Source organism: Micromonospora sp. IBHARD003, assembly GCF_056106285.1.
Window position 1 is genome coordinate 2,143,687 of the sequence record NZ_JBWBBX010000001.1, and the last position, 20,472, is coordinate 2,164,158.

A 20,472-nucleotide genomic window follows, 5' to 3' on the forward strand; every position below is an offset into this window, starting at 1 on the left:
ACTGAGGGTGCCTCCTGGGTCACGTGCCCGGTTCGAACGTCACCGGAAGTCGTGCGGGTGCCTTGCCGGTGGGTGCGACCTGGAGGGTTTTGAGGGCGAATTGCATGACCTTCTTGTAGATGGGTCCGCAGATCTGGCCGCCGAAGTAGCTGCCTTTGGTCGGGTTCTGGATGGCGCAGTAGACCGTGATGTGCGGGTTGTCGGCGGGCGCGAATCCGGCGAAGGAGGCGGTGTAGCCCTTGTAACGGCCCAGTTCCGGATCGACCCTGTTGGCCGTACCGGTCTTGCCCGCGACGCGGTAGCCGGGGATCTGGGCCCTGTTGCCGGTGCCTTCCTCGTCGCCGACGACCGACTCGAGCATGGTGGCGAGGGTCGTGGCGGTCTTCTCGCTGACCACGCGGGTCTTCCCGGGCGCGGGGGCGGGGGTGAACCGTCCGTCGGGCCCGGTGGTGCCCCGGACCAGGGTGGGCTCGACGCGTACGCCGTCGTTGGCGATGGTCGAGTAGACGGACGCGGCCTGTACGGCGTTCACGGACAGGCCCTGTCCGAAGGGGATCGTGTACTGCTGCGAGGTGGACCAGTCCTGCGGTTTGGCGAGGATGCCCGCCGACTCGCCGGGGTAGTGCAGACCCGTCGGACTGCCGATGCCGAACTTGCGCAGATACGAGTACAGCACCCGGTTGGCCGCCGCCTGGGTCTTGCCGAGCTGTCCGGTCGCCAGGATCGTGCCGATGTTGCTGGACTTGGCGAGGACGCCGTTGAGCGTCAGATGCCAGGTGGGGTGGTCGATGTCGTCGTGGAACAGCCGGTCGCCGCGGTGCAGCCGGTTGGGCACGGTGACATGGGTGGCGGGGGTGGCGGCCCGCTCCTCGAGGACCGCGGCCATGGACATGACCTTGCTGGTGGAGCCCGGTTCGTACACGTCCTGGAGGGCGGCGTTGCCCATGGCGGCGGAGTCGGCCTGGGAGATGTCGTTGGGGTCGAAGCCGGGGGCGTTGGCCATGGCGAGGATCTCGCCGGTCCGGGTGTTCTGGACGACGACGTAGCCCCGGTCGGCCTTCGACTTGGCCACCTGCGCCGAGATCGCCTGCTGGGCGGCCCACTGGATGTCGCGGTCGATGGTCAGCTCGATGTCCGCCCCGGGAACGGCGGGCACCTCGCGCGTCCCGGCGGTCGGGACGCGCCGGCCGCCGGACTGGGCGTAGGTGACCTCGCCGTCCTTGCCCTTGAGTTGACCGTCGAGCATGGACTCCAGGCCGCCGGCGCCGCGGCCTTCGGCGTTGACGTATCCCAGTATCCCGGCCGCGAGCTCACCGTTGGGGTAGACGCGTTTGCTGCTGGCCTCCCGGAAGACCCCTGCCAGCACATTGGCCCCGGGGCCGCCCCTGGCCAGATCGGCCCTGGCCTTCTCGGCGAAGACGCCCTTGAGGTCGCTGATCTGGTTCCAGACCTGAGGGGTCTGGCGGCGGGCGAGGACGGTGTAGCGGGACTTGGGGGTCTTGAGCCGGTTCGCGAGCTCGGCGGCGTTCTTGCCGAGGATCGGTGCGAGCAGCGCCGCCGCCTGTTCCGGCGCGTCGGGCGCCTTGCTCTCCTCGGGGGTGAACATCTTCGGGTCGGCCGTGACGTCGTACGCGTCGACGCTGGTGGCGAGGGCGATCCCGGACCGGTCGGTGATATCGCCCCGCTCGGCGGCCAGCCGGTGGCTCAGATAGCGGTTCTTGTCGGCCATGGCCGCGTACGTCCCGGCGTCGACTGCCTGCACCTGCAGGAGGCGTACGACGAACACCAGCATCGTGAGGGTGAGCGCCAGGCTGACGAGCCGCAGCCGGGGCCGTGGGCTGCCCAGCCGGATCCGGCTGGGCGGGGCGGCGGGGCGGCGCGTGGCGGGGCGGTTCGCCGGACGGGGACGGTTCACGGGACGAGGGCGGTTCGCGGCCCCGGCGGGGCGGGCGGGGCCGGGTACCCGGCGGCGCGGGGTTTCCCTGGAAGGCACTGCGTCACCTGCCGGTGTTCGTGAGCGGCTGCCGCGGCGTCGCGGATGCCGGGGGCGTCGTGGATGCAGCGGGCGTCGTGGATGCAGGGGGCGGAGCGGGGGCCGGGGACGCCGCGGGAGCCGACGGCCGCGCCTGCGCCGTGGGCGGCGTCGCGGGGGCGGCCGCGGGTGCCTCGGGCGCCGAGCGTGGTGCGACGGCCTGGTCCGGGGCCGCTGAAGGCGGCGGGACGAACGGCGCGGCGGACGCCTTCTTCGGCTTTCCCCTCACCTTGCCGTCCGGGTCGAGGAAGGCGGGGTTGCCGCCGGGCACCATGCCCAGCTCGCGGGCCCGCCGCTCCAGTGCGTCGGGGGCCGAGCGGCTGTCCACGTCACGCTGGAGGGCCTGCTCCTCGTCGGTGAGCTCGGTGGTCTTCTTCTTCAGCTCGCTGAGCTCGAAGGAGCCCTCGTTGAGGGAGGAGTTGAGCAGGAGCAAGGTGATCAGGCCGCCGCCGAGCAGCAGGACGACGAGCAGGACGAAGGGAGTACGGGCGGCGGTGCTGGTTCCGGACGGCATCAGCCGTACCAGCCGGGCCGCGCGCCCTCTGAGCTGTCCGGCGGCCTTCTTCACCACATGCCTCCCTCATCCGGCCGCGGGTACCGGCCCGGTCGTCGCTGCCGTTCCCGTCGCCGCGAGTCCGGCCGCCGGTCCGGTCACCACCGACGGTCCGGCCCCGGGCACCACCGGTCCGGTCGTCGCTGCCGTTCCCGCCTCCGGCACCGCGGCGCTCACCGCTCGTCCTCGCGGATCCGCTCCGCCCCGCGCAGCCGCGCCGGAGCGGCGCGGCGGTTCTCGGCGATCTCCTGTTCCGTCGGCAGCTCGGCGCCGCGTGTCAGGAGCTTCAGCCGCGGCTGGTAGCGCTCGGGTACGACGGGCAGACCGGGGGGCGCCGTGGTGGCGGCGCCGGCCGCGAGGACCTGCTTGACCAGCCGGTCCTCCAGCGAGTGGTAGGAGAGGACGGCGATACGGCCGCCGACCGCGAGGGACTTCACGGCGGCGGGGATCGCCCGCTCCAGGACCGACAGCTCGCCGTTGACCTCGATGCGCAGTGCCTGGAACGTGCGCTTCGCGGGGTTCCCGCCGGTGCGCTTGGCGGCCTGCGGCAGGGCGTCGCGGATCAGCTCGACGAGCCTCGCGCTGTGGCTGAAGGGTTCCTTCTCGCGCTCGCGCACGATGGCCGCAACGATCCGCTTGGCCTGCTTCTCCTCGCCGTAGGCCCGCAGGATCCGTACCAGCTCACCGGCCGGGTAGGTGTTGAGCACCTCCGCGGCGCTGATGCCGGTCGTCTGGTCCATGCGCATGTCGAGCGGGGCGTCCTGGGCGTACGCGAAGCCGCGGCCGGCCTCGTCGAGCTGCATGGAGGAGACACCGAGGTCGAAGAGGACGCCCTGGACCCGGGGCATGCCGAGCCGGTCCAATACGTCGGGCAACTCGTCGTAGACGGCGTGCACCAGCGTGGCGCGGTCACCGAAGGGAGCCAGCCTCTCGCCGGACAGCCGCAGCGCCTCCTTGTCGCGGTCGAGCGCGACGAGATGCGCTTCCGGGAAACGCGTGAGCAGCGCTTCGCTGTGTCCGCCGAGTCCGAGGGTGCAGTCCACGACGACGGGTGCGCGGCCCGCCGTCGCGGCGTCCCCGCCCGGTGCCCGCTCCAGGGCTGGTGCCAGCAGGTCCAGGCATCGCTGGAGCATCACCGGGACGTGTCGCTGGCTCAATGCGCCCTCTCAGGTCCGACGTGGACGGAGGAAGGGGCGTACGCATGACGTTGCCGCTGCCACTGCCGCACACGCGGGAAAATCATGGAAATGTGCAGGATGTGTCCGTGGACTCCGCGTCACTTTAGTCCACTGGCCGGGTCGGTCAATCAACCGGCTGGCGCGTCGTACGGCCGGTCGCACGGGTCGGCCGTGATCGGAACGCTTCACTCGTACGGGCCCGGTGGGCTCCCACCTGTGGGTTACCTCACAGCACGGTTCATTGACGCTCTTTGTTGCTCTTCGTCCGCTCTCACGGCGGGCCGGGGACCGCTGTGGCCAGTACCGTCATAGCCATGTCGACCTCTGCGCACCCACCTGCCGAAGCCGCCGTCGAGCACGGCACCGTCATCGACCGGCTCGTCGCGGCGAACGAGCGGTACGCCTCGGATTTCAGCGACCCCGGGATGGACGCACGGCCCGTGCTGCAGGTCGCGGTGGTGGCGTGTATGGATGCCCGCCTCGACCTGCACAAGGCTCTGGGCCTGCAGCTCGGCGACTGCCACACCATCCGCAACGCCGGCGGTGTGGTCACGGACGACGTGATCCGCTCACTCACCATCAGCCAGCGTGCCCTCGGGACCCGCAGCGTGATACTCATCCATCACACCAACTGCGGTCTGGAGAAGCTGACCGAGGACTTCCGCCACGAGCTGGAGGACGAGGTCGGGCAGCGGCCGTCCTGGGCGGTGGAGGCGTTCCGCGACGTCGACCAGGACGTACGGCAGTCGATGCAGCGGGTACGGACGTCGCCGTTCCTTCTGCACAAGGACAACGTCCGCGGTTTTGTCTTCGACGTCACGAGCGGACTGCTGAGGGAAATAGATCCCGCTGAGTGAGCCGGCTGTGCGAGCCGTATTACCCGGCGACCACGGGACATATGGCGCTCAGTTATCCACAGGCGAGTGACATGAAGCGGTAACGGCAACAAGAATGCGGGGGTGACACCTCGGCGGCAGCTGCCGGACGTGGTGTCCGTGTTTCGGGGTGGGCCGTGCCGTACGCAGCGCAGCGGCCCGTGGAAAGGGCCGAGGAGGGCCGGGTGACGACCTATGACGATCGAGCGAGCCTCACAGATCTGACCGCCACGGCGGAGCGTGTCCGCGGGTCGGTCGAGAGTGTGATCGAGGGCAAGCCTGAGGTCGTACGGCTTTCGCTGACCGTGCTGCTCGCCGAGGGGCATCTGCTCATCGAGGATGTGCCGGGCGTGGGCAAGACGATGCTGGCCAAGGCGCTGGCGCGGTCCATCGACTGTTCGGTGCGGCGTATCCAGTTCACGCCGGACCTGCTGCCGTCGGACATCACGGGTGTGTCGATCTACGACCAGCAGCGGCGGGACTTCGAGTTCAAGCCCGGTGCGATCTTCGCGCAGATAGTGATCGGCGACGAGATCAACCGCGCGTCGCCGAAGACCCAGTCGGCTCTGCTGGAGTCCATGGAGGAGCGTCAGGTCACCATCGACGGGCAGACCTACGAACTGCCCAGCCCCTTCATGGTGGTGGCCACGCAGAACCCGGTGGAGATGGAGGGCACGTATCCGCTGCCGGAGGCGCAGCGGGACCGCTTCATGGCCCGGGTGTCGATGGGATATCCGACGGCCGAGGCAGAGCTGCAGATGCTCGACGTGCACGGTGCGGTGTCTCCGCTGGACGACCTCCAGCCGGTGGCGCACGCCCACGACATCCTGAAGCTGATCGACGCGGTGCGCTCCGTCCATGTCGCCGATTCCGTGCGGCGGTACGCGGTGGAGGTGGTGTCCGCGACCCGTAACCATCCGGACCTCAGACTCGGGGCGTCACCGCGGGCCACCCTGCATCTGCTGCGGGCCGCCAAGGCTTCCGCGGCGCTGTCCGGCCGGGACTACGTCCTGCCGGACGACGTGCAGTCGCTCGCCGTTCCCGTGCTGGCGCACCGGCTGCTCGCGACCGCTCAGGCCCAGCTGAACCGCCGTACGTCCGAGCAGGTCGTCCAGGAGATCCTGCGGCGCCTCCCGGTGCCCACCTCGGGCAACGACAGCGGCTACGGCAGCGTGACGCGGCAGTCGTCGTCCGACGGCCCGCACTACGGCCACCAGCAGCCCGGCGTCCGGCGGCTGTGATGGCTCCCGGGAGCCCTGCCGCCGGCGGTGACGACAAAGGCGGTCTGCGGGCGGCTCTCGGCGGGCTGACCACACGCGGCCGGTCGTTCCTGGCGGCCGGAGTCGCCGCGGCGGTGTGCGCGTATGTGCTGGGCCAGGGCGAACTGCTCCGGGTCGGGATGCTGCTCGCGGTGCTGCCGCTGATCTGCGCCGGCGTGCTGTACCGCACCCGGTACCGGGTGGCGGCGATCCGGCGGCTGTCCCCGTCGCGGGTGCCCGCCGGATCCGAGGCCCGGGTCCAGCTGCGGATGGACAACGTCTCCCGGATGCCCACGGGCCTGCTGATGCTCCAGGACCACGTGCCGTACGTGCTCGGCCCGCGGCCCCGTTTCGTGCTGGACCGGGTGGAGGCGGGCGGCCGCCGCGAGGTGTCGTACCGCGTCCGTTCGGACCTGCGGGGGCGCTATCCCCTGGGGCCGCTGCAGCTGCGGCTGAGCGATCCGTTCGGGATGTGCGAGCTGACCCGCTCCTTCAGCACGTCGGATCTGCTCACGGTCATCCCGCGGACCGAGCCGCTGCCGCCGGTGCGGCTCGCGGGCGAGACCGCCGGGCACGGCGACGGGCGGCAGCGCTCGCTGGCCCTCGCGGGTGACGACGACATCATTCCGCGTGCGTACCGGCACGGGGACGATCTGCGCCGGGTGCACTGGCGTTCCACTGCACGCCACGGTGAGCTGATGGTCCGCCGCGAGGAGCAGCCGCAGCGGGCCAGATGCACGGTGCTGCTGGACACCCGCGGTATCGCCTACCAGGGCGCAGGGCCCGACTCGGCCTTCGAATGGGCGGTGTCGGCGGCGGCCTCCGTGCTGCTGCACATGCTGGAGCGGGGCTTCGCGGTGCGCCTGCTGACCGACACGGGCGATGCCGTGCCCGGCGCGGGACCGGAGGGCTACGCCGGGTCGACGCAGGACTCCGCCGACTCCGCGGGGCTGATGCTGGACGCCCTCGCGGTCGTGGACCACTCGGACGGTGCGGGTCTTTCCCGCGCCTACGACGTGCTGCGCGGCGGGGCCGAGGGGCTGCTGGTCGCCTTCGTCGGCGATCTCGACGAGGAACAGGCCGCCGTCGCGGCCAGGATGCGTCAGCGCAGCGGCGCCGCGGTGGCCTTCGTGCTGGACAGCGGCACATGGCTGACCAGCGGGGCGGTGGCGGGCGCCGTCGACGAGCGGCTGAGCAGACTGCGCGAGGCAGGGTGGACGGCGGTGGCCGTGCCTCCCGGCGCGGCCCTGACGGAGCTGTGGCGGCTGGCGGCCGGGGAGCGGGCGGACTCCGCCGCGATGGCGGGCGCGGGTCCGGGAGCGGCGACGGCGACGGCGACGGCGACGGGTCACGGCCCTGCGAAGGGTCCGGGTGGGTCAAGCGGTCTTCCGGGGGGACGGTCATGAGTGGTCGCACGAGGCTGGCCCTGTGCGCCTTCGCCGCCACGGCGATGGCGGCGCTCGCGCTGCTGCCGCTGGTCGATCCGGCGACATGGATCGTGCAGGCGGTGTTCCTGGTCGCCGTGCAGAGCCTGGTCGGCGCGCTGACCCGGCGGGTGCCTCTGGCACGGCCGCTGACGATCGCCGTCCAGGCCGTCGTGGCGCTGCTGATGCTCACGCTGTTCTTCGCCCGGGAGCAGGCCGTGCTCTGGCTGTTCCCCGGGCCGGATGCGTTCGTGCGCTTCGAGGACCTGCTGGCGTCGGGCGCCGCGGACGTCGGGCGGTACGCGGCCCCGGCTCCCGCCACCGACGGCATCACGCTGATGCTGGTCGGCGGGGTGGTGATGATCGGTCTTGCGGTGGACGCGCTCGCGGTGACCTTCCGCAGCGCCGCTCCGGCGGGTCTGCCCCTGCTCGCGCTGTACTCGGTGGCCGCGGCACTGTCCGGCGGCGAGGCGAGCTGGCTGTGGTTCCTGCTGGCCGCGACGGGCTATCTGCTGCTCCTGCTGGCGGAGGGCCGTGACCGGCTGTCCCAGTGGGGCCGGGTGTTCGGGGGTACGCCACGTGCCGCGGGCCGTGGCGGCTTCGAGCCGCGCGTCGGCCCGACGTCTCCGGTGCGCACCGGCCGGCGGATCGGCGTCCTCGCCCTCGGTGTCGCGCTGGCCGTGCCCGCCGTGCTCCCCACCCTGAACGGCGGACTGCTGGGCGGGGCGGGAAGCGGGCCGGGCGGTGGCGCGGGCAGCGGCGGCACGATCGACGCGGTCAACCCGGTGGTCACGCTGCAGGACACCCTCAACCAGCCCGAGCAGCGCGAGTGGCTGAAGTACAAGACCAACGCAGGCGACACCGGTGACATGTATCTGCGGCTCATGGCCCTGGACCGGTTCGACGGCGGATCGTGGAAGTTCTCGCAGCGTCCGCTCACGGACATCCCCGAGGAGCTGCCCCGGCCCGAAGGGCTCAGCAGTTCCGTGGGGACGACCGAGATCCGGACGAACATCTCGGCAGCCGGTTCATACAAGCAGGACTGGCTCCCGATGCCGTATCCCGCGACGAAGGTGGGCATCGGCGGCAGGTGGCGCTTCGACCCGTTCCGGCGCACGGTGATCGGCGACAGCCGGCAGACCACGAGCGGGGTGCAGTATTCGATCACCAGCCTCCAGGTGAAGCCGACCCGCGAACAGCTCGCCGGCGCGCCCAAGGCGCCCGCTCCACTGCTGGCGGAGTACACCAAGGTGCCCGGTGAGCTGCCCGCCGATGTACGTGCGACGGCGGTGCGGGTGACGAAGGGCGCGGCCAACGACTACGAGCGCGCGGTACGGCTCCAGGAGTGGTTCGCACAGAAGGGCGGCTTCACCTATTCGACCCAGGTCCAGTCGGGCGGGGGTGTGGAGGGCATATCCCGCTTCCTGAAGGACAAGCGGGGGTTCTGCGTCCACTTCTCCTTCTCGATGGCCGCGATGGCGAGGTCCCTGGGGATACCGGCGAGGGTCGCCGTGGGGTTCACTCCGGGTTCGCCGGTGTCGGGCGGGGCGATGTCGGTGAGCAACCGCGATGCCCATGCCTGGCCCGAGCTGTACTTCGAGGGTGCCGGGTGGACCCGGTTCGAACCCACGCCGACGCGGGGCAGCGCCCCGGACTACACCCGGGCGCAGGCGCCGGCCGAGGTTCCCAGCGCACCCGCGCGGCCCGAGGCGAGCAGCTCCGCCGCGGTGCCGACCGGTCCGTCCAGCTCATCGAGCTGCTCGCCCCGTGACCTGCGGCTCGGGTGCGGGGCAGCGGCCCCACAGGACGTACGCCCGGCGACGGACCAAGGGCCCTCGCTCCAGACGGTCCTGCTGTGGAGCCTCGCCGGGGTGGCGATCGTGCTCGTACCGCTGCTGCCGATGCTGTGGCGGTTGCGTCTCAGGACACGACGGCTGGCCTCGGACCGGCATGCCCGCACGGCAGGGGGCGCCACGGGGCGAGCCCCTGGAGCCACCGAGGAACGGCGGGAGGAGCCGAACGCGTCGTCGACGGCCCTCGATGGCGGTCAGGGTTCACGCGAGGAAGCGCGCGCGCGGACGCTGGCTGCCTGGCGGGAGATCTCCGATTCGGCATGGGACCACGGCATCCCGCCGGACGAGTCGCAGACGCCCCGCAAGGCCGCGGCCCGGGTCGTCGGGCTCGGCCGGCTGGAGGGCGCTCCCGCCGACTCGGTGCACCGAGTGGCCCGGGCGGTGGAGCAGGTGCTGTACGCCCCGGACCACCGGCCGGTGACCGGTCTCGCCGATGATGTGCAGCGGGTCCGTGCGGGCCTGTCCGCGCAGGCGAGCCGGGGGACACGTCTGCGCGCCCTGCTGCTGCCGCGTTCGTCGGTACGGGTGGTATGGGCGCTCTCGGAGCAGTGGAACGCGGTCATGGACCGATGGGCCGCGTCCCGTGACCGGGTCCTGACGCGGGTGGCGGGGCGCGTGCGGAGGCTTGTGCGCCAGCGGGGCTGAGTTTGCGGGCTTTGCCCGCGCCCAACGGGCTGGGTACGTGGGCTTGCCCTCGGCGTGGGCGCGGCCGGTGTGTCCGTCCTCAGACGCCGGACGGGCTGGGTATGTGAGCTTGCCCTCTGGCGTGGGCGTGGCCGGTGTGTCCGTCCTCAATCTCCCCCAGACTCCGTCCGGGGGGACCCCCAGACGGCCTTGAGGGGGCGGGGCTTGCTCGGGGCGTTGTCGGTGAGGTTGGGGGACCGTCCGGGGGACCCCCATTGCGGCGCGCAACGCAGGCGACGCCGCAACGGCAGGGGTGAAGCGCGCCGTAAATCATGCCGTCCAGGACGCGAGCCCCGGAACGGCACCAACCCCCACCGACACAACACCGGGCACCCCCGCACACCCCAAGCCCGTCCGGCACTTGAGGACGGACACACCGGGCGCCAACCCGGTAGGCGGCAACACCGCACCGCCAGCGGCCCCGCGCAGCGCCCGCGCCGCCGCGTACGGCTGAGGGGTGACCGCTGAAACGCGGTCACCCCTCAGCCGTATGCGGTTCGAGGGGGCTCAGTGCCCGCCCTGCTCATCGCGGCGGCGCTGCCACCGCTGCTCGATCCGGTCCATCACGGACCGGCGTTGCCTGGACTGCCGACGCGCTGACTGCGCCCCGGGACTCTGCTCGCCCGGCTTGGGCGCCTTGCGCCAGCCGGTGACTGCGAGGACCGCGCAGCCGAGCATGACGAGGAAGCCCACCACGCTGATCCAGATCACGGTGGTGACCATTCCGGCCATGAGGAGCGCGATACCCACCAGGAAGCCGGCGATCGCCTGGTAGACCCGTCGCCGGGTGTACGTACGCAGCCCGCTTCCCTCGAGCGCTGTCGCGAACTTGGGATCTTCGGCGTACAGCGCTCGCTCCATCTGCTCGAGCATTCGCTGCTCGTGCTCCGAGAGCGGCACGGAGTCCTCCTAGTCGTCGGTCGCTGGGGGCGACCGGTAAGCGGCCCTTTCAGGATAGGCAGGGAATCGCCCCCGTGAAACCCGCCCCTTGACCTATTCGCTGATGGGGCCGCCATGGCGGCCCGACTGCTGAAGCGTTGATTCCCCAGTCGTCGATCCGTCATGCCGGACGATGTCCCCCGATCATACGGGGCCGAGGCCCCGAAAGGGGGACGAGCGGCGTACTCCGTCTGCGGTTGCCGCCCTGATCAGCGACGGGTCAGCCGTGCTTCTCGCCGAGAACGTGGAGCTGGGTCGCCACCGAGTGGAACGCGGGGAGTTCGGCCGCGGCCTCCTCGAGCTTGAGCAGAGCGTCGAGGGCGCCGGGCTCGGTGTCCACGAGGACACCGGGTACCAGGTCGGCGAAGACCCGCACCCCGTGGACGGAACCGACCTTCATCCCGGCCGCCGCGACCAGATCGGCGAGCTGCTCGGCGGTGAACCGGCGCGGCACCGGGTCGCCCTCGCCCCAGCGCCCGGCGGGGTCCCCGAGCGCGTGGCGGGCCTCGGTGAAGTGCCCGGCCAGGGCCCTCGCCAGGACGGCACCGCCCAAACCCGCCGCGAGCAGGCTGAGCGAGCCGCCCGGGCGCAGCGCCTCGGCGGTGTTCCGTACGCCCTCGGCCGGGTCGTCGACGTACTCCAGCACACCGTGGCAGAGCACGATGTCGAAGCCGCCGCGACCGACCACGTCGAAGAGGCCGTGGACGTCACCCTGGACACCGGTCACACGATCGGCGACACCGGCCTCGGCGGCCCGTCGTTCCAGAGCGAACAGGGCGTTGGGGCTGGGGTCGACCACGGTGACCCGGTGGCCGAGGCGGGCCGCGGGCACCGCGAAGTTGCCGGAGCCGCCGCCGGTGTCGAGCACGTCCAGGGCGTCCTTCCCGGTCGCCCCGGTGCGGCGGTCGATGGCGTCCTTGAGGATGTCCCAGACCACGGCGGTACGGAGGGCGGACCGGGACGGGCCCCCCTCGGTGCGAGGCCGCTGGGGGCGCATCTGGTCGGGCACGGCAGTTGACTCCTCGGCGCGGTGCGGCCCCGGCGGGCGGCGCGTGAACGGGTGCAGGCTCGCTCCCACCCTATTGCCTCGGCCGGGCCGTCCTCACTCCATGGCGTCCCCCGTCCCCGCCCGTCCCGGACCGCCCCGGGGAGGGGCTTCGGGCACGGGCTCCGGCCTCGTGGCCGGCAGCAGTGGCTGGAGCACCAGCATCCGCTCGACGAGCCGCAGGAACATCGCGACATCGCGCAGCAGATCGTCGGCGTCGCGGGTACTGGCGGCGCCCTGGATGCCCGCCTCCGCGCGCGCCCTGCGGCCCGCGCCGGACGCGAAAAGCGCGCTCCACTCCGTGAGCTCGGGTGCTATCTCGGGCAGCACCTCCCAGGCGGGCCTTATGCGGGCCCGGCGGCGAGAGCTGGTCTCGGGGCGGCCGCGGACGGCCAGCACGGCCGCCGCGGTGCGCAGCGCGGCGAGGTGGGCGGTGGCATAGCGCTCGTTGGGCGTCTCAAGCGCCGCGGCCTCTTCGAGGCCGGCGCGGGCCTGGGTGAGCAGTTCGAGGGCGGCCGGCGGCGCCGACGAGCGCCGCAGGACGGGATGGATGTCGCTCGCGGGACCACCCTGCGAGGAACCGGGCAGTGAGGGGGCAGGGCCGCCTGTGCGGAGCCGGTGTGCGGCAGGGGCGTAGGAGCTGGCCATGACGAACCTCCTGTCGTCGTGTCACGGCGCGGTGGCCGTATGTGCCCATCGTGGGGGGCACCACTGACAATCGGCGCTGACCTGCCTGATTGCCCACGCAGCCGACAATCCGGCGCCCGAGGTCGTGGTCGTAGGGGGACCTGCGCGGACCCGGGCCACTGGACGGCGTCCCCGGTTTGTGAAGGTGAGGTCGGGGGGCTGCGGCTAAGGTGAGTGGGAGATCACGTGGGACCACCGGAGCGGTCATGCGGGGACATCGCGCCGACCCGCCCGACAGCGCGCAGCAACTCCTGTTCACCCTCGGGCGCCTCGTCGACCAGGCCCTGGAGCGGATCAAGCTCCAGCGGGCCAGGGTCGAGCTGGCCATGGCCCTGCAGCGCCACATGCTTCCGCCCGAACTGCCGAAACTCCCCGGCGTGCACATCGCGGCCCGCTACGCACCCTCCCGGGACGGACTTGCCGTGGGCGGCGACTGGTACGACGCCTTCCTGATGATGGACGGATCCCTGGGGCTCGCCATCGGGGACGTGCAGGGCCACGACGCCGAGGCGGTCGCGTTCATGGGTCAGGTCCGCACCAGTCTGCGGGCTCTCGCCGAGGCCACGAGCGATCCGCGGGAGGTGCTGAGCCGCACCAACGACCTGCTGATCTCCATGGGCTTCGGTCTCTTCGCGACGTGCTGCTTCCTGCGCTTCGACCCGGTCACCCGCGATCTCACCGTGTCGCGGGCCGGGCATGTCCCGATGGTGTGGGCCACGGCCGGGGGCAGATCGGGCATCGCTCTCGACCGCGGCGGCCCTCCCCTGGGCATCGTCTCGGGCGAGCGCTATCCGGTGACACACCGGCGGCTGACCGAGGCCGGAGTCCTCGTCCTGATCACCGATGGCGTGGTGGAGGGGCCGGACTATCCCATGGAAGCCGGACTCGCGGAGGTGAGCCGGCTGGTGCGCGCGGGGTTCGACGCGGACCCCGATGTGCTGGCCTCCGCCGTCATCGAGGTGGCGGAGCTGACCGGCCACCGCGATGACGCCGCCGTGCTCGTCACCCGTTACGACGGGCCGCCGAACGACTGACCCGCCCGCGACCACCGGAGATCCGACTCGCCGAGCACGGGCCCGCGGCGCACACTGCTGTGATGCGCAAGGAGGAGATCCGGGGCCACGGGTTCGACGCGCTGTGGATCCTCGCCGTCGCCGCCGTCTACTTCGGATCCGCTGAACTGGGTCTCCTCCAGCAGCTGGTACGGGGGCAGGTGACGCCCCTGTGGCCGCCCACCGGACTGGCCCTGGCCGCCCTGCTCATCCTGGGTCTGCGGGTGTGGCCCGGCATCGCCATCGGCGCCTTCCTGGCGAACGTCTCCATCGGCCCGTCGGCCCTCGCCGTCCTGGCCATCGCCGCCGGCAACACCCTGGCTCCGGTCGTCGCCTACCTCCTGCTGCGCCGCGCGGGGTTCCGCTCGGAGCTCGACCGGCTGCGCGACGGACTCCTCCTGGTTTTCCTGGGCGCGCTGGCCGGGATGCTGATCAGTTCCACGGTCGGAACAGGTGTGCTGGTGCTCTCGGGGGCGGTGAGCCCGGACGCCTTCTGGCCGACGTGGTCGGTGTGGTGGACCGGTGACGCGATGGGCGTCCTGCTGGTCACACCGTTCCTGCTCGTCCTGCGCAGACTCCGGCTGCCCCGGCACATCACCGTGGCCCGCTGCGCGGAGGCGGTGGCACTGGCCCTGTGCGCCTTCGCCGCCACCGTGCTCGGGACCTCGAGCACCTCTTCCCTGTTGTTCCTCGTCTTCCCGGTGCTGATCTGGGCGGCCCTCCGCTTCCAGCTGGCGGGTGCGGCGCCCTGTGCGCTCGGGGTGTCGACCCTGACGATCCTCGCCGCGGCCCGCCGGACCGGCCCCTTCGCCGGCCAGGATCTGTTCTCCAATATGGTCACGCTGCAGGCGTTCAACGGTTCCACCGCGCTGACGGCGCTGCTTCTGGCAGCGGTCATCACCGAACGCAACGAGACCCATGAGGAGATCAAGAGGGTCTGCAAACGCCTCGAGGAGATGGTGGCCAACCTCGAGCCGGGCGACCGCGAGGGCTGACCGCGGGTCCGCCCCGGCGACGCCACAGCGACCCGCGGCGACCCACGGCGACCTGGGACGGCGTTCGGCAGGGGTTCGTCGCATATCCGCCGCCCCTGCGGGAACCCGACCTCGCGATTTGTCCTGAGCGGAACTCCGGGTTAGATTTTGAACTGACCAGTCAGTTCAAAAGTATGGAGGGGGTCCGTGGACACGCACGGGGCGGCCGTCACCGCCGAGGGATTCGGGCTCAAGGGCCCGCGCGGCTGGGCCTTCCGGGGGGTCGGCATCCAGGCCGGGCCGGGCTCGCTGATCGCGGTCGAGGGACCGTCCGGATCGGGGCGCACCTGTCTACTCCTCGCCCTCACCGGGCGGATGAAGCCCGCGGAGGGACACGCCGAGATCGGCGGGCTGCGACTGCCCGCCAAGATGGCCGCCGTACGCCGCATCAGCGCGCTCGGCCCCGTCCAGGGCGTCAGCGAACTGGACCCCACGCTCACCGTCGCCGAGCACCTGCGTGAACGGGCGCTGCTGCAGCGCCGGTTCGACGGCTCGCTGCGGGCTCTGCTGCGACCGCGCCGCGAGCAGGAGACGTCGGTCCGCAAGAGCATCGAGGAGGCGCTGCAGACCGCGGGCCTCGACGTGGAGAGGCTGCCGAAGGCGGGCCGCACCTCCGTGCGGGACCTGGAACGTCTGGAGGCCCTGCGTCTCTCCGTCGCTCTGGCCCTGATCGCCCGCCCGCGGCTGCTGGCCGTCGACGACGTCGACCTCAAGCTCTCCGACGCGGAGCGGACGCAGGCCTGGGAACTGCTGCGCCGGGTCGCCGCGGAAGGTACGACGGTCCTCGCGGCCTGCAGCCAGGCACCGCAGGACGCCGTGCTCGTCCGTACGGGAGCGACGGCTTCGGACACCGCCGGCGAGAGCGGTCCGGGGAACGCGACGACCGCGGCCGAGGACAGCACCGGCACCGGCACCGCTGACACCGAAGGCGACGCCGCCGTGAAGGCCGAGCGCTCCGATGACGCCGATGATGCCGAGGCCGCCGACGACAACGCCGGCGCCACCAAGGCCACCCAGGCCTCGGACACCACCGAGACCTCAGACACCACCGAGACCACCGAGGAGGGGGCGGACGATGCGCTCGCCGAAACTGGCCGCGCTTGAGCTGAAGCGCTTCGGCAGGGGGAAGCTGCCACGTGCCGCGCTGGTCGCGGTGCTGCTGCTGCCGCTGCTCTACGGTGCCCTCTACCTCTGGTCGTTCTGGGACCCGTACAGCCGTCTCGACCGGATACCCGTGGCACTCGTCAACGACGACAAGGGCACCACCGCCTCGGGCAAGAAGATCACCGCGGGTGACGAGATCACCGAAGGCCTGCGTGAGAGCAAGGTCTTCGAGTGGCACGAGGTGAGTGCCTCCGAGGCCCGCGAGGGCGTCGAGAACGGGTCGTACTACCTCTCGCTGACCATGCCCGCCGACTTCAGCAAGCGGATCGCCTCGAGCTCCGGCGACGCTCCGGAGACCGGCGCACTCGAGGTGCGCACGAACGACGCGAACAACTACATCGTCGGCCAGATATCCCGGACGGTCTTCTCCGAGGTGCGCAAGTCCGCCTCGAAGAACGCCTCCCGCTCGATGCTCGACAAGATCTTCATCTCCTTCTCCGACATCCACGACAAGACGGAGGAGGCGGCGAAGGGCGCCGACCGGCTCAAGGGCGGCATCGGCAAGGCCAAGAAGGGCTCCAAGGACCTCGCCGACGGCCTCGAGAGCGCCAAGGACGGCAGCGGGAAGCTCAAGGGCGGCATCGTGCGCCTCAACGAGGGCGCGGGCAAGGTCGAAAAGGGCGCCGAGGCGGTCGCAGGCGGCACGCAGAAGCTGGCCGACCAGGTCAACGCCATCGCCGCGGACATCCGTCCGTACCTCAAGGACAACGGCAAGATGATCGGCGACACGGCGCGGTTCGTCGAGGACACCTCCCGGACCACCCAGCGCCATCTGGACCTGCTGGTGGAGCGGGCTCCGGGGGCCGCCGCCAGGGCCCAGCAGGCCGCGGACGCACTGGCCAGGCTCCACAAGGAGCGCTGCGAGGACGCGCTGCTGCCCGACCCGGGCCTGTGCGCCGCTCTGGAGCACGCCAAGAAGGACTCCGCCGATGTCGCCGGAATCGCCGCCGACGTCAACACGCTCATCAAGGACAACGACGGCGACCTGAAGAAGCTCGACGGTCACCTCAAGACGCTGCAGGCGCAGGCGAAGGGCCTGGCCGAGCGCTCCCCGACCCTCGACGACGACGTGGAGAAGGCCGTCAGGGACATCAACCGGCTCAACGCCGGGGCGCAGCAGGTCGCCAAGGGCGCGGCGCGGATCCACACCGGACTGGCCGACGCGCAGACGGGCTCCACCGACCTCGACTCCGGAGTCGGCCGGCTCAGGACCGGCGCCGAGGACCTCGACGGCGGCATGTTCAAGCTGGTCGACGGCTCGGGTGAGCTCGCCGGGGGCCTCAGCGAAGGCGTGGACAAGATCCCCGACTACGACAAGCGGGACCGTGACCGCCGTACGGACGTCATGGCCGACCCGGTGCAGCTCGCGTCGCAGTCCCTGCACAAGGCGCCCAACTACGGCACGGGATTCGCCCCGTACTTCATCCCGCTCTCCCTCTGGGTCGGTGCGATGGTCGCGTACATGCTGATCCAGCCGCTCAACCGGCGCGCCCTCGCCGCCGGGGCATCGGCCTGGCGGATCGCGTTCGCGGGCTGGCTTCCGGTCGCCGTGATCGGGCTGTTCCAGGTCGGCGCCCTGATGTCCGTGCTGCACTGGGGGCTGGACCTGCAGATGTCCCGTGCGGCGGGAACCATCGGATTCCTGGCGCTCGTGGTGTGCTGCTTCGCGGCGATCATCCAGTGGCTGAACGCCCGCTTCGGCGCTGCGGGCCGGATCCTGGTGCTCGCCCTGCTGATGCTGCAGCTGACCTCGGCCGGCGGCACCTACCCCGTCCAGACGAGCCCCGGTTTCTTCAACGCCATCCACCCCTTCCTGCCGATGACCTATGTCGTCGAGTCGCTGCGCAGGCTGATCACGGGCGGCGGAATCGGTCCGGTGTGGCAGGCGTCGGCCGTGCTGGTGGCCTTCACGGTGGGGGCCCTCGCCCTGACCGCCGTCTCCGCCCGGCGCAGGCAGGTGTGGACGTTCGACCGTCTGCATCCCGAGCTGAGCCTGTGAGTTGCCCGGACCTGTGAGAATCGACGCCATGAACAGCAGCAGCACCCGGCGGCAGGCGACACGCGCCAAGCTCTACGAAGCGGCCGTGACCCTCATCGCCGAACAGGGTTTCTCCGCGACGACCGTCGACGAGATCGCCGAGCGTGCCGGAGTCGCCAAGGGCACGGTCTACTACAACTTCAAGAGCAAGACCGAGCTCTTCGAGGAGCTGTTGCGGTACGGGGTGGGCCTGCTCACCGCGTCTTTGCAAGCCGCCGCCGAAGAGACGGAGGAGCGGGGCGGCACCAAGGTCGATGCCCTGGACGCGATGATCAAGGCCGGTCTGGGCTTCATCGACCGCTACCCCGCCTTCACCCAGCTGTATGTCGCCGAGCTCTGGCGCACCAACCGCGCCTGGCAGTCGACCCTGCTGGTGGTCCGTCAGCAGGCGGTGGCCGTGGTCGAGACCGTGCTGCGGGAGGCGGTGGAACGCGGCGAACTGAGCGACGAGATCGATGTGCAGCTCACCGCCGCCGCGCTGGTCGGCATGGTGCTGGTGGCGGCGCTCGACTGGCAGGCGTTCCAGCCGGAGCGGTCCATCGACGACGTCCACGCCGCACTGTCGAGGCTGCTGCACGGGCGGGTCGGCGGCCGCTGATCCGCCCGGGGCAACCGCCGGTTCCCGCCGCCCGGGTTCCGGCGCCCGGGTTTGCGCTCCCGAGCTTCCGCTCCAAAAAAGTGCCGGTCCGGTGAAGCTCGATCCCCCCGAGCTTCGCCGGACCGGCGTTTCCCCCGTTCCCCCGTTGTCCCCCGTTTCCCCTTTCCTCGTTCCCCCGTTGTCGTTGCCCCGACCACCGTTCCCCCGGCCCCGGTCCGGGCAACCCCCGTTCGGTCGGTGCGCCACGCCGTTCCGCCGCCCCGTGCCGGCGGTGCGGCGTCGCGCCCTTCCGTGACCTCCACTCTTCCGTCCGCGCAGGTGGGAACCCATCCGCGCACCTACTCATCTCCCGGCGTAGGTACGGATACTCAGGGCTGCGTGCTCATCCCCAGTCACAGCCGGCGCGCCCCGATGACGACGTGCGCCCGTGCCCGGTCCGGAAGCGGCGAGGGGCTCGCGGCGGTCGCCGCCGACCGGCGCCCACCGCTGTCGGTGGCTGCAGATACAGTCGCCGACATGGGACGGATTGCGGTGATCGGCGCGGGGATGGGCGCCATGGCGGCTGCTGCGAGGCTCGCGGTGGCAGGCCACCGGGTGACGGTGTACGAGCGCTCGGCGACCTTCGGCGGCTCGGTCGGCGGATTCGAGCGGGACGGCTTCGCCTTCGACACCGGCCCCGGGCTTCTGCATCTGCCCGCGGTGTACCGGGATCTGTTCGTGAAGACGGGCAAGCAGCCGCTGGAGAGCCGTGTCGAGATGGCCCAGGTGGACCCGGCGAGCCGCCATGTCTTCGCCGACGGCACGGTCGTGTCGTTGCCGAACGCCTCGCGCGGCGGCGTGGTCTCCGAGCTGGACACGGCGCTCGGGGGCGGTACCGGTGAGCGGTGGGGCGACTTCCTGAAGCGTGCTCGCGAGTGCTGGGACCGTTCGCGCCGCCCGCTGCTCGAGGAGCCGTTGTGGCCCAACTGGCAGATCCTCGGCCGTGAGCCGTACCCCGCCCTGCGTCAGCGCCGCATGCTGCGAGTCCGCCAAGCGGGCACGCTGGCCGAGATCGGTGCCTGGGAACTGGCCGATCCCCGGCTCGCCGGCCTGCTGGCCGCATACGCCCTGTCGTACGGGCTGGACCCGCGGCGGGTTCCGGCGAGCGCCGCCGTGCTGCCGTACATGGAGCAGACCTTCGGAAGCTGGTACGTCCGGGGCGGGATGCGGGCGCTTGCCCGGGCCGTGTACGAGCGCTGTCTGGAACGCAGGGTGGAGTTCGTGTTCGACGCCGAGGTGACGGGCGTCGTGGAGCGCGACGGCAGGGCCGCAGGCCTGGAGTTCGCCGACGGCTCGGCCGTGGACGCGGACAAGGTGGTGGCCGCTGCAGGGCCGTCCGGGCTCGGCGGCCGGGAGCCGTGGGCGGACGGCGACGTGCGCCCGGCGGCGACGGACACGGCTCCCGGGCGGTTCACGGTCCTGCTGGCCCTGCGCGGAGCACGTTCCGAGGGGGCGGCGCACCAGAGCGTGGTGCACTCCCCCGACGCGGCGGCCGAGGCGGGGGCCGTCTTCGGCGGCGGGCTCGCCGAGCGGCCGACGGTCACGGTGCTGCGTCCCGACGACCCGACGACCCGTCCCGACGACGGCCATGAGGCGGTCACCCTGACCGCGACGGTCTCCCCGCTCGACGGTCCGGGCGGCACAGCACACTGGGGGGACGCAGCCCTGCGCGAGCGCTGTGCGGACACGCTCGTCGCCACCGCGCAGGCGGTGATACCGGACATACGGGAGCGTGTGCTCTGGCGTGAGGTCCTCACCCCGGCCGAGACCGGCCGGGTCCGCCCACCGGCGCTGGCCGGCGAGAGCGGCCGCTACCTCCGCCCCGCGAACACGACCAGTTTGCCCGGTCTGTATCTCGCGGGCGGCTGGGCGCATCCGGGCGGCGGACCGGCGCATGCGGGTATGTCGGGGGCGCTGGTGGCCGGGCTGATCGTGGAGGGAGATGACTTCCGCGGTTCCCAGTAAGGCCGCGGACACCGTCGGCCGGGCTTTCGGCAGTGGCCCGGGGTACCGGCAGC

The 20,472-nt window shown here is 71.7% G+C and carries 15 protein-coding genes and 1 pseudogene; 10 read left to right on the forward strand and 6 right to left on the reverse strand.

Translation table 11 applies throughout. The features are described from left to right. Positions 1-19: 19 nt before the first annotated feature. From ACTWOL_RS09525 to rsmH, 3 genes and pseudogenes are all read right to left on the reverse strand, one after another. Positions 20-1,915 carry a peptidoglycan D,D-transpeptidase FtsI family protein gene (locus tag ACTWOL_RS09525; RefSeq protein ID WP_474296164.1) on the reverse strand — a complete coding sequence of 632 codons (1,896 nt, stop codon included), beginning with the start codon at positions 1,913-1,915 and terminating at the stop codon, positions 20-22. A gap of 82 nt (positions 1,916-1,997) precedes the next feature. Further along, a complete protein-coding gene (ftsL, locus tag ACTWOL_RS09530; RefSeq protein WP_474296165.1) occupies positions 1,998-2,600 on the reverse strand; it encodes a cell division protein FtsL in 603 nt (200 codons plus the stop codon). 37 nt (positions 2,601-2,637) lie between these two features. After that, positions 2,638-3,718: pseudogene (gene rsmH, locus ACTWOL_RS09535) on the reverse strand (16S rRNA (cytosine(1402)-N(4))-methyltransferase RsmH); the annotation flags it as partial. A gap of 359 nt (positions 3,719-4,077) precedes the next feature. Between rsmH and ACTWOL_RS09540 the strand changes: the two are divergent. From ACTWOL_RS09540 to ACTWOL_RS09555, 4 genes are all read left to right on the forward strand, one after another. Next, on the forward strand, positions 4,078-4,620 hold the full coding sequence (locus tag ACTWOL_RS09540; protein WP_474296166.1) for a beta-class carbonic anhydrase: 543 nt from the start codon (positions 4,078-4,080) through the stop codon (positions 4,618-4,620). A 239-nt stretch (positions 4,621-4,859) separates the two neighbouring features. Beyond that, positions 4,860-5,879: an AAA family ATPase gene (locus tag ACTWOL_RS09545; protein WP_474301128.1), complete on the forward strand. Its 1,020-nt coding sequence runs from the start codon at positions 4,860-4,862 to the stop codon at positions 5,877-5,879. Beyond that, positions 5,879-7,303, forward strand: coding sequence for a DUF58 domain-containing protein (locus tag ACTWOL_RS09550; protein ID WP_474296167.1), 1,425 nt, complete (start codon positions 5,879-5,881; stop codon positions 7,301-7,303). Before ACTWOL_RS09545 ends, ACTWOL_RS09550 begins: the two co-directional genes overlap by 1 nt. Continuing rightward, positions 7,300-9,819: a transglutaminase TgpA family protein gene (locus tag ACTWOL_RS09555; protein ID WP_474296168.1), complete on the forward strand. Its 2,520-nt coding sequence runs from the start codon at positions 7,300-7,302 to the stop codon at positions 9,817-9,819. Before ACTWOL_RS09550 ends, ACTWOL_RS09555 begins: the two co-directional genes overlap by 4 nt. Positions 9,820-10,365: 546 nt before the next feature. Here ACTWOL_RS09555 and ACTWOL_RS09560 read toward each other — a convergent pair. The 3 genes from ACTWOL_RS09560 to ACTWOL_RS09570 all read right to left on the reverse strand — a co-directional run bounded on the left by ACTWOL_RS09560 (position 10,366) and on the right by ACTWOL_RS09570 (position 12,490). Beyond that, positions 10,366-10,758 carry a DUF3040 domain-containing protein gene (locus tag ACTWOL_RS09560; protein ID WP_474296169.1) on the reverse strand — a complete coding sequence of 131 codons (393 nt, stop codon included), beginning with the start codon at positions 10,756-10,758 and terminating at the stop codon, positions 10,366-10,368. Positions 10,759-11,017: 259 nt separating this feature from the next. After that, a complete protein-coding gene (locus ACTWOL_RS09565) occupies positions 11,018-11,794 on the reverse strand; it encodes a methyltransferase (RefSeq protein WP_474301129.1) in 777 nt (258 codons plus the stop codon). A gap of 105 nt (positions 11,795-11,899) precedes the next feature. Then, complete coding sequence (locus tag ACTWOL_RS09570) at positions 11,900-12,490, reverse strand: SAV_6107 family HEPN domain-containing protein (RefSeq protein ID WP_474296170.1); 591 nt, start codon at positions 12,488-12,490, stop codon at positions 11,900-11,902. Positions 12,491-12,735: 245 nt separating this feature from the next. Here ACTWOL_RS09570 and ACTWOL_RS09575 point away from each other — a divergent pair, with 245 nt between their 5' ends. From ACTWOL_RS09575 to ACTWOL_RS09600, 6 genes are all read left to right on the forward strand, one after another. Continuing rightward, positions 12,736-13,563: a PP2C family protein-serine/threonine phosphatase gene (locus tag ACTWOL_RS09575; RefSeq protein WP_474296171.1), complete on the forward strand. Its 828-nt coding sequence runs from the start codon at positions 12,736-12,738 to the stop codon at positions 13,561-13,563. A gap of 62 nt (positions 13,564-13,625) precedes the next feature. Next, a complete protein-coding gene (locus ACTWOL_RS09580) occupies positions 13,626-14,576 on the forward strand; it encodes an MASE1 domain-containing protein (RefSeq protein WP_474296172.1) in 951 nt (316 codons plus the stop codon). Between the two features lie 186 nt (positions 14,577-14,762). After that, on the forward strand, positions 14,763-15,719 hold the full coding sequence (locus ACTWOL_RS09585) for an ATP-binding cassette domain-containing protein (RefSeq protein ID WP_474296173.1): 957 nt from the start codon (positions 14,763-14,765) through the stop codon (positions 15,717-15,719). Then, complete coding sequence (locus ACTWOL_RS09590; protein ID WP_474296174.1) at positions 15,691-17,778, forward strand: YhgE/Pip family protein; 2,088 nt, start codon at positions 15,691-15,693, stop codon at positions 17,776-17,778. The genes ACTWOL_RS09585 and ACTWOL_RS09590 overlap by 29 nt, the downstream gene beginning before the upstream one ends. Before the next feature lie 28 nt (positions 17,779-17,806). Beyond that, the gene (locus tag ACTWOL_RS09595) at positions 17,807-18,415 is read left to right on the forward strand and encodes a TetR/AcrR family transcriptional regulator (RefSeq protein WP_474296175.1); all 609 of its coding nucleotides are present in this window, start codon (positions 17,807-17,809) and stop codon (positions 18,413-18,415) included. A 516-nt stretch (positions 18,416-18,931) separates the two neighbouring features. Next, positions 18,932-20,419, forward strand: coding sequence for a phytoene desaturase family protein (locus ACTWOL_RS09600; protein ID WP_474296176.1), 1,488 nt, complete (start codon positions 18,932-18,934; stop codon positions 20,417-20,419). The last annotated feature ends 53 nt before the right edge of the window (positions 20,420-20,472 follow it).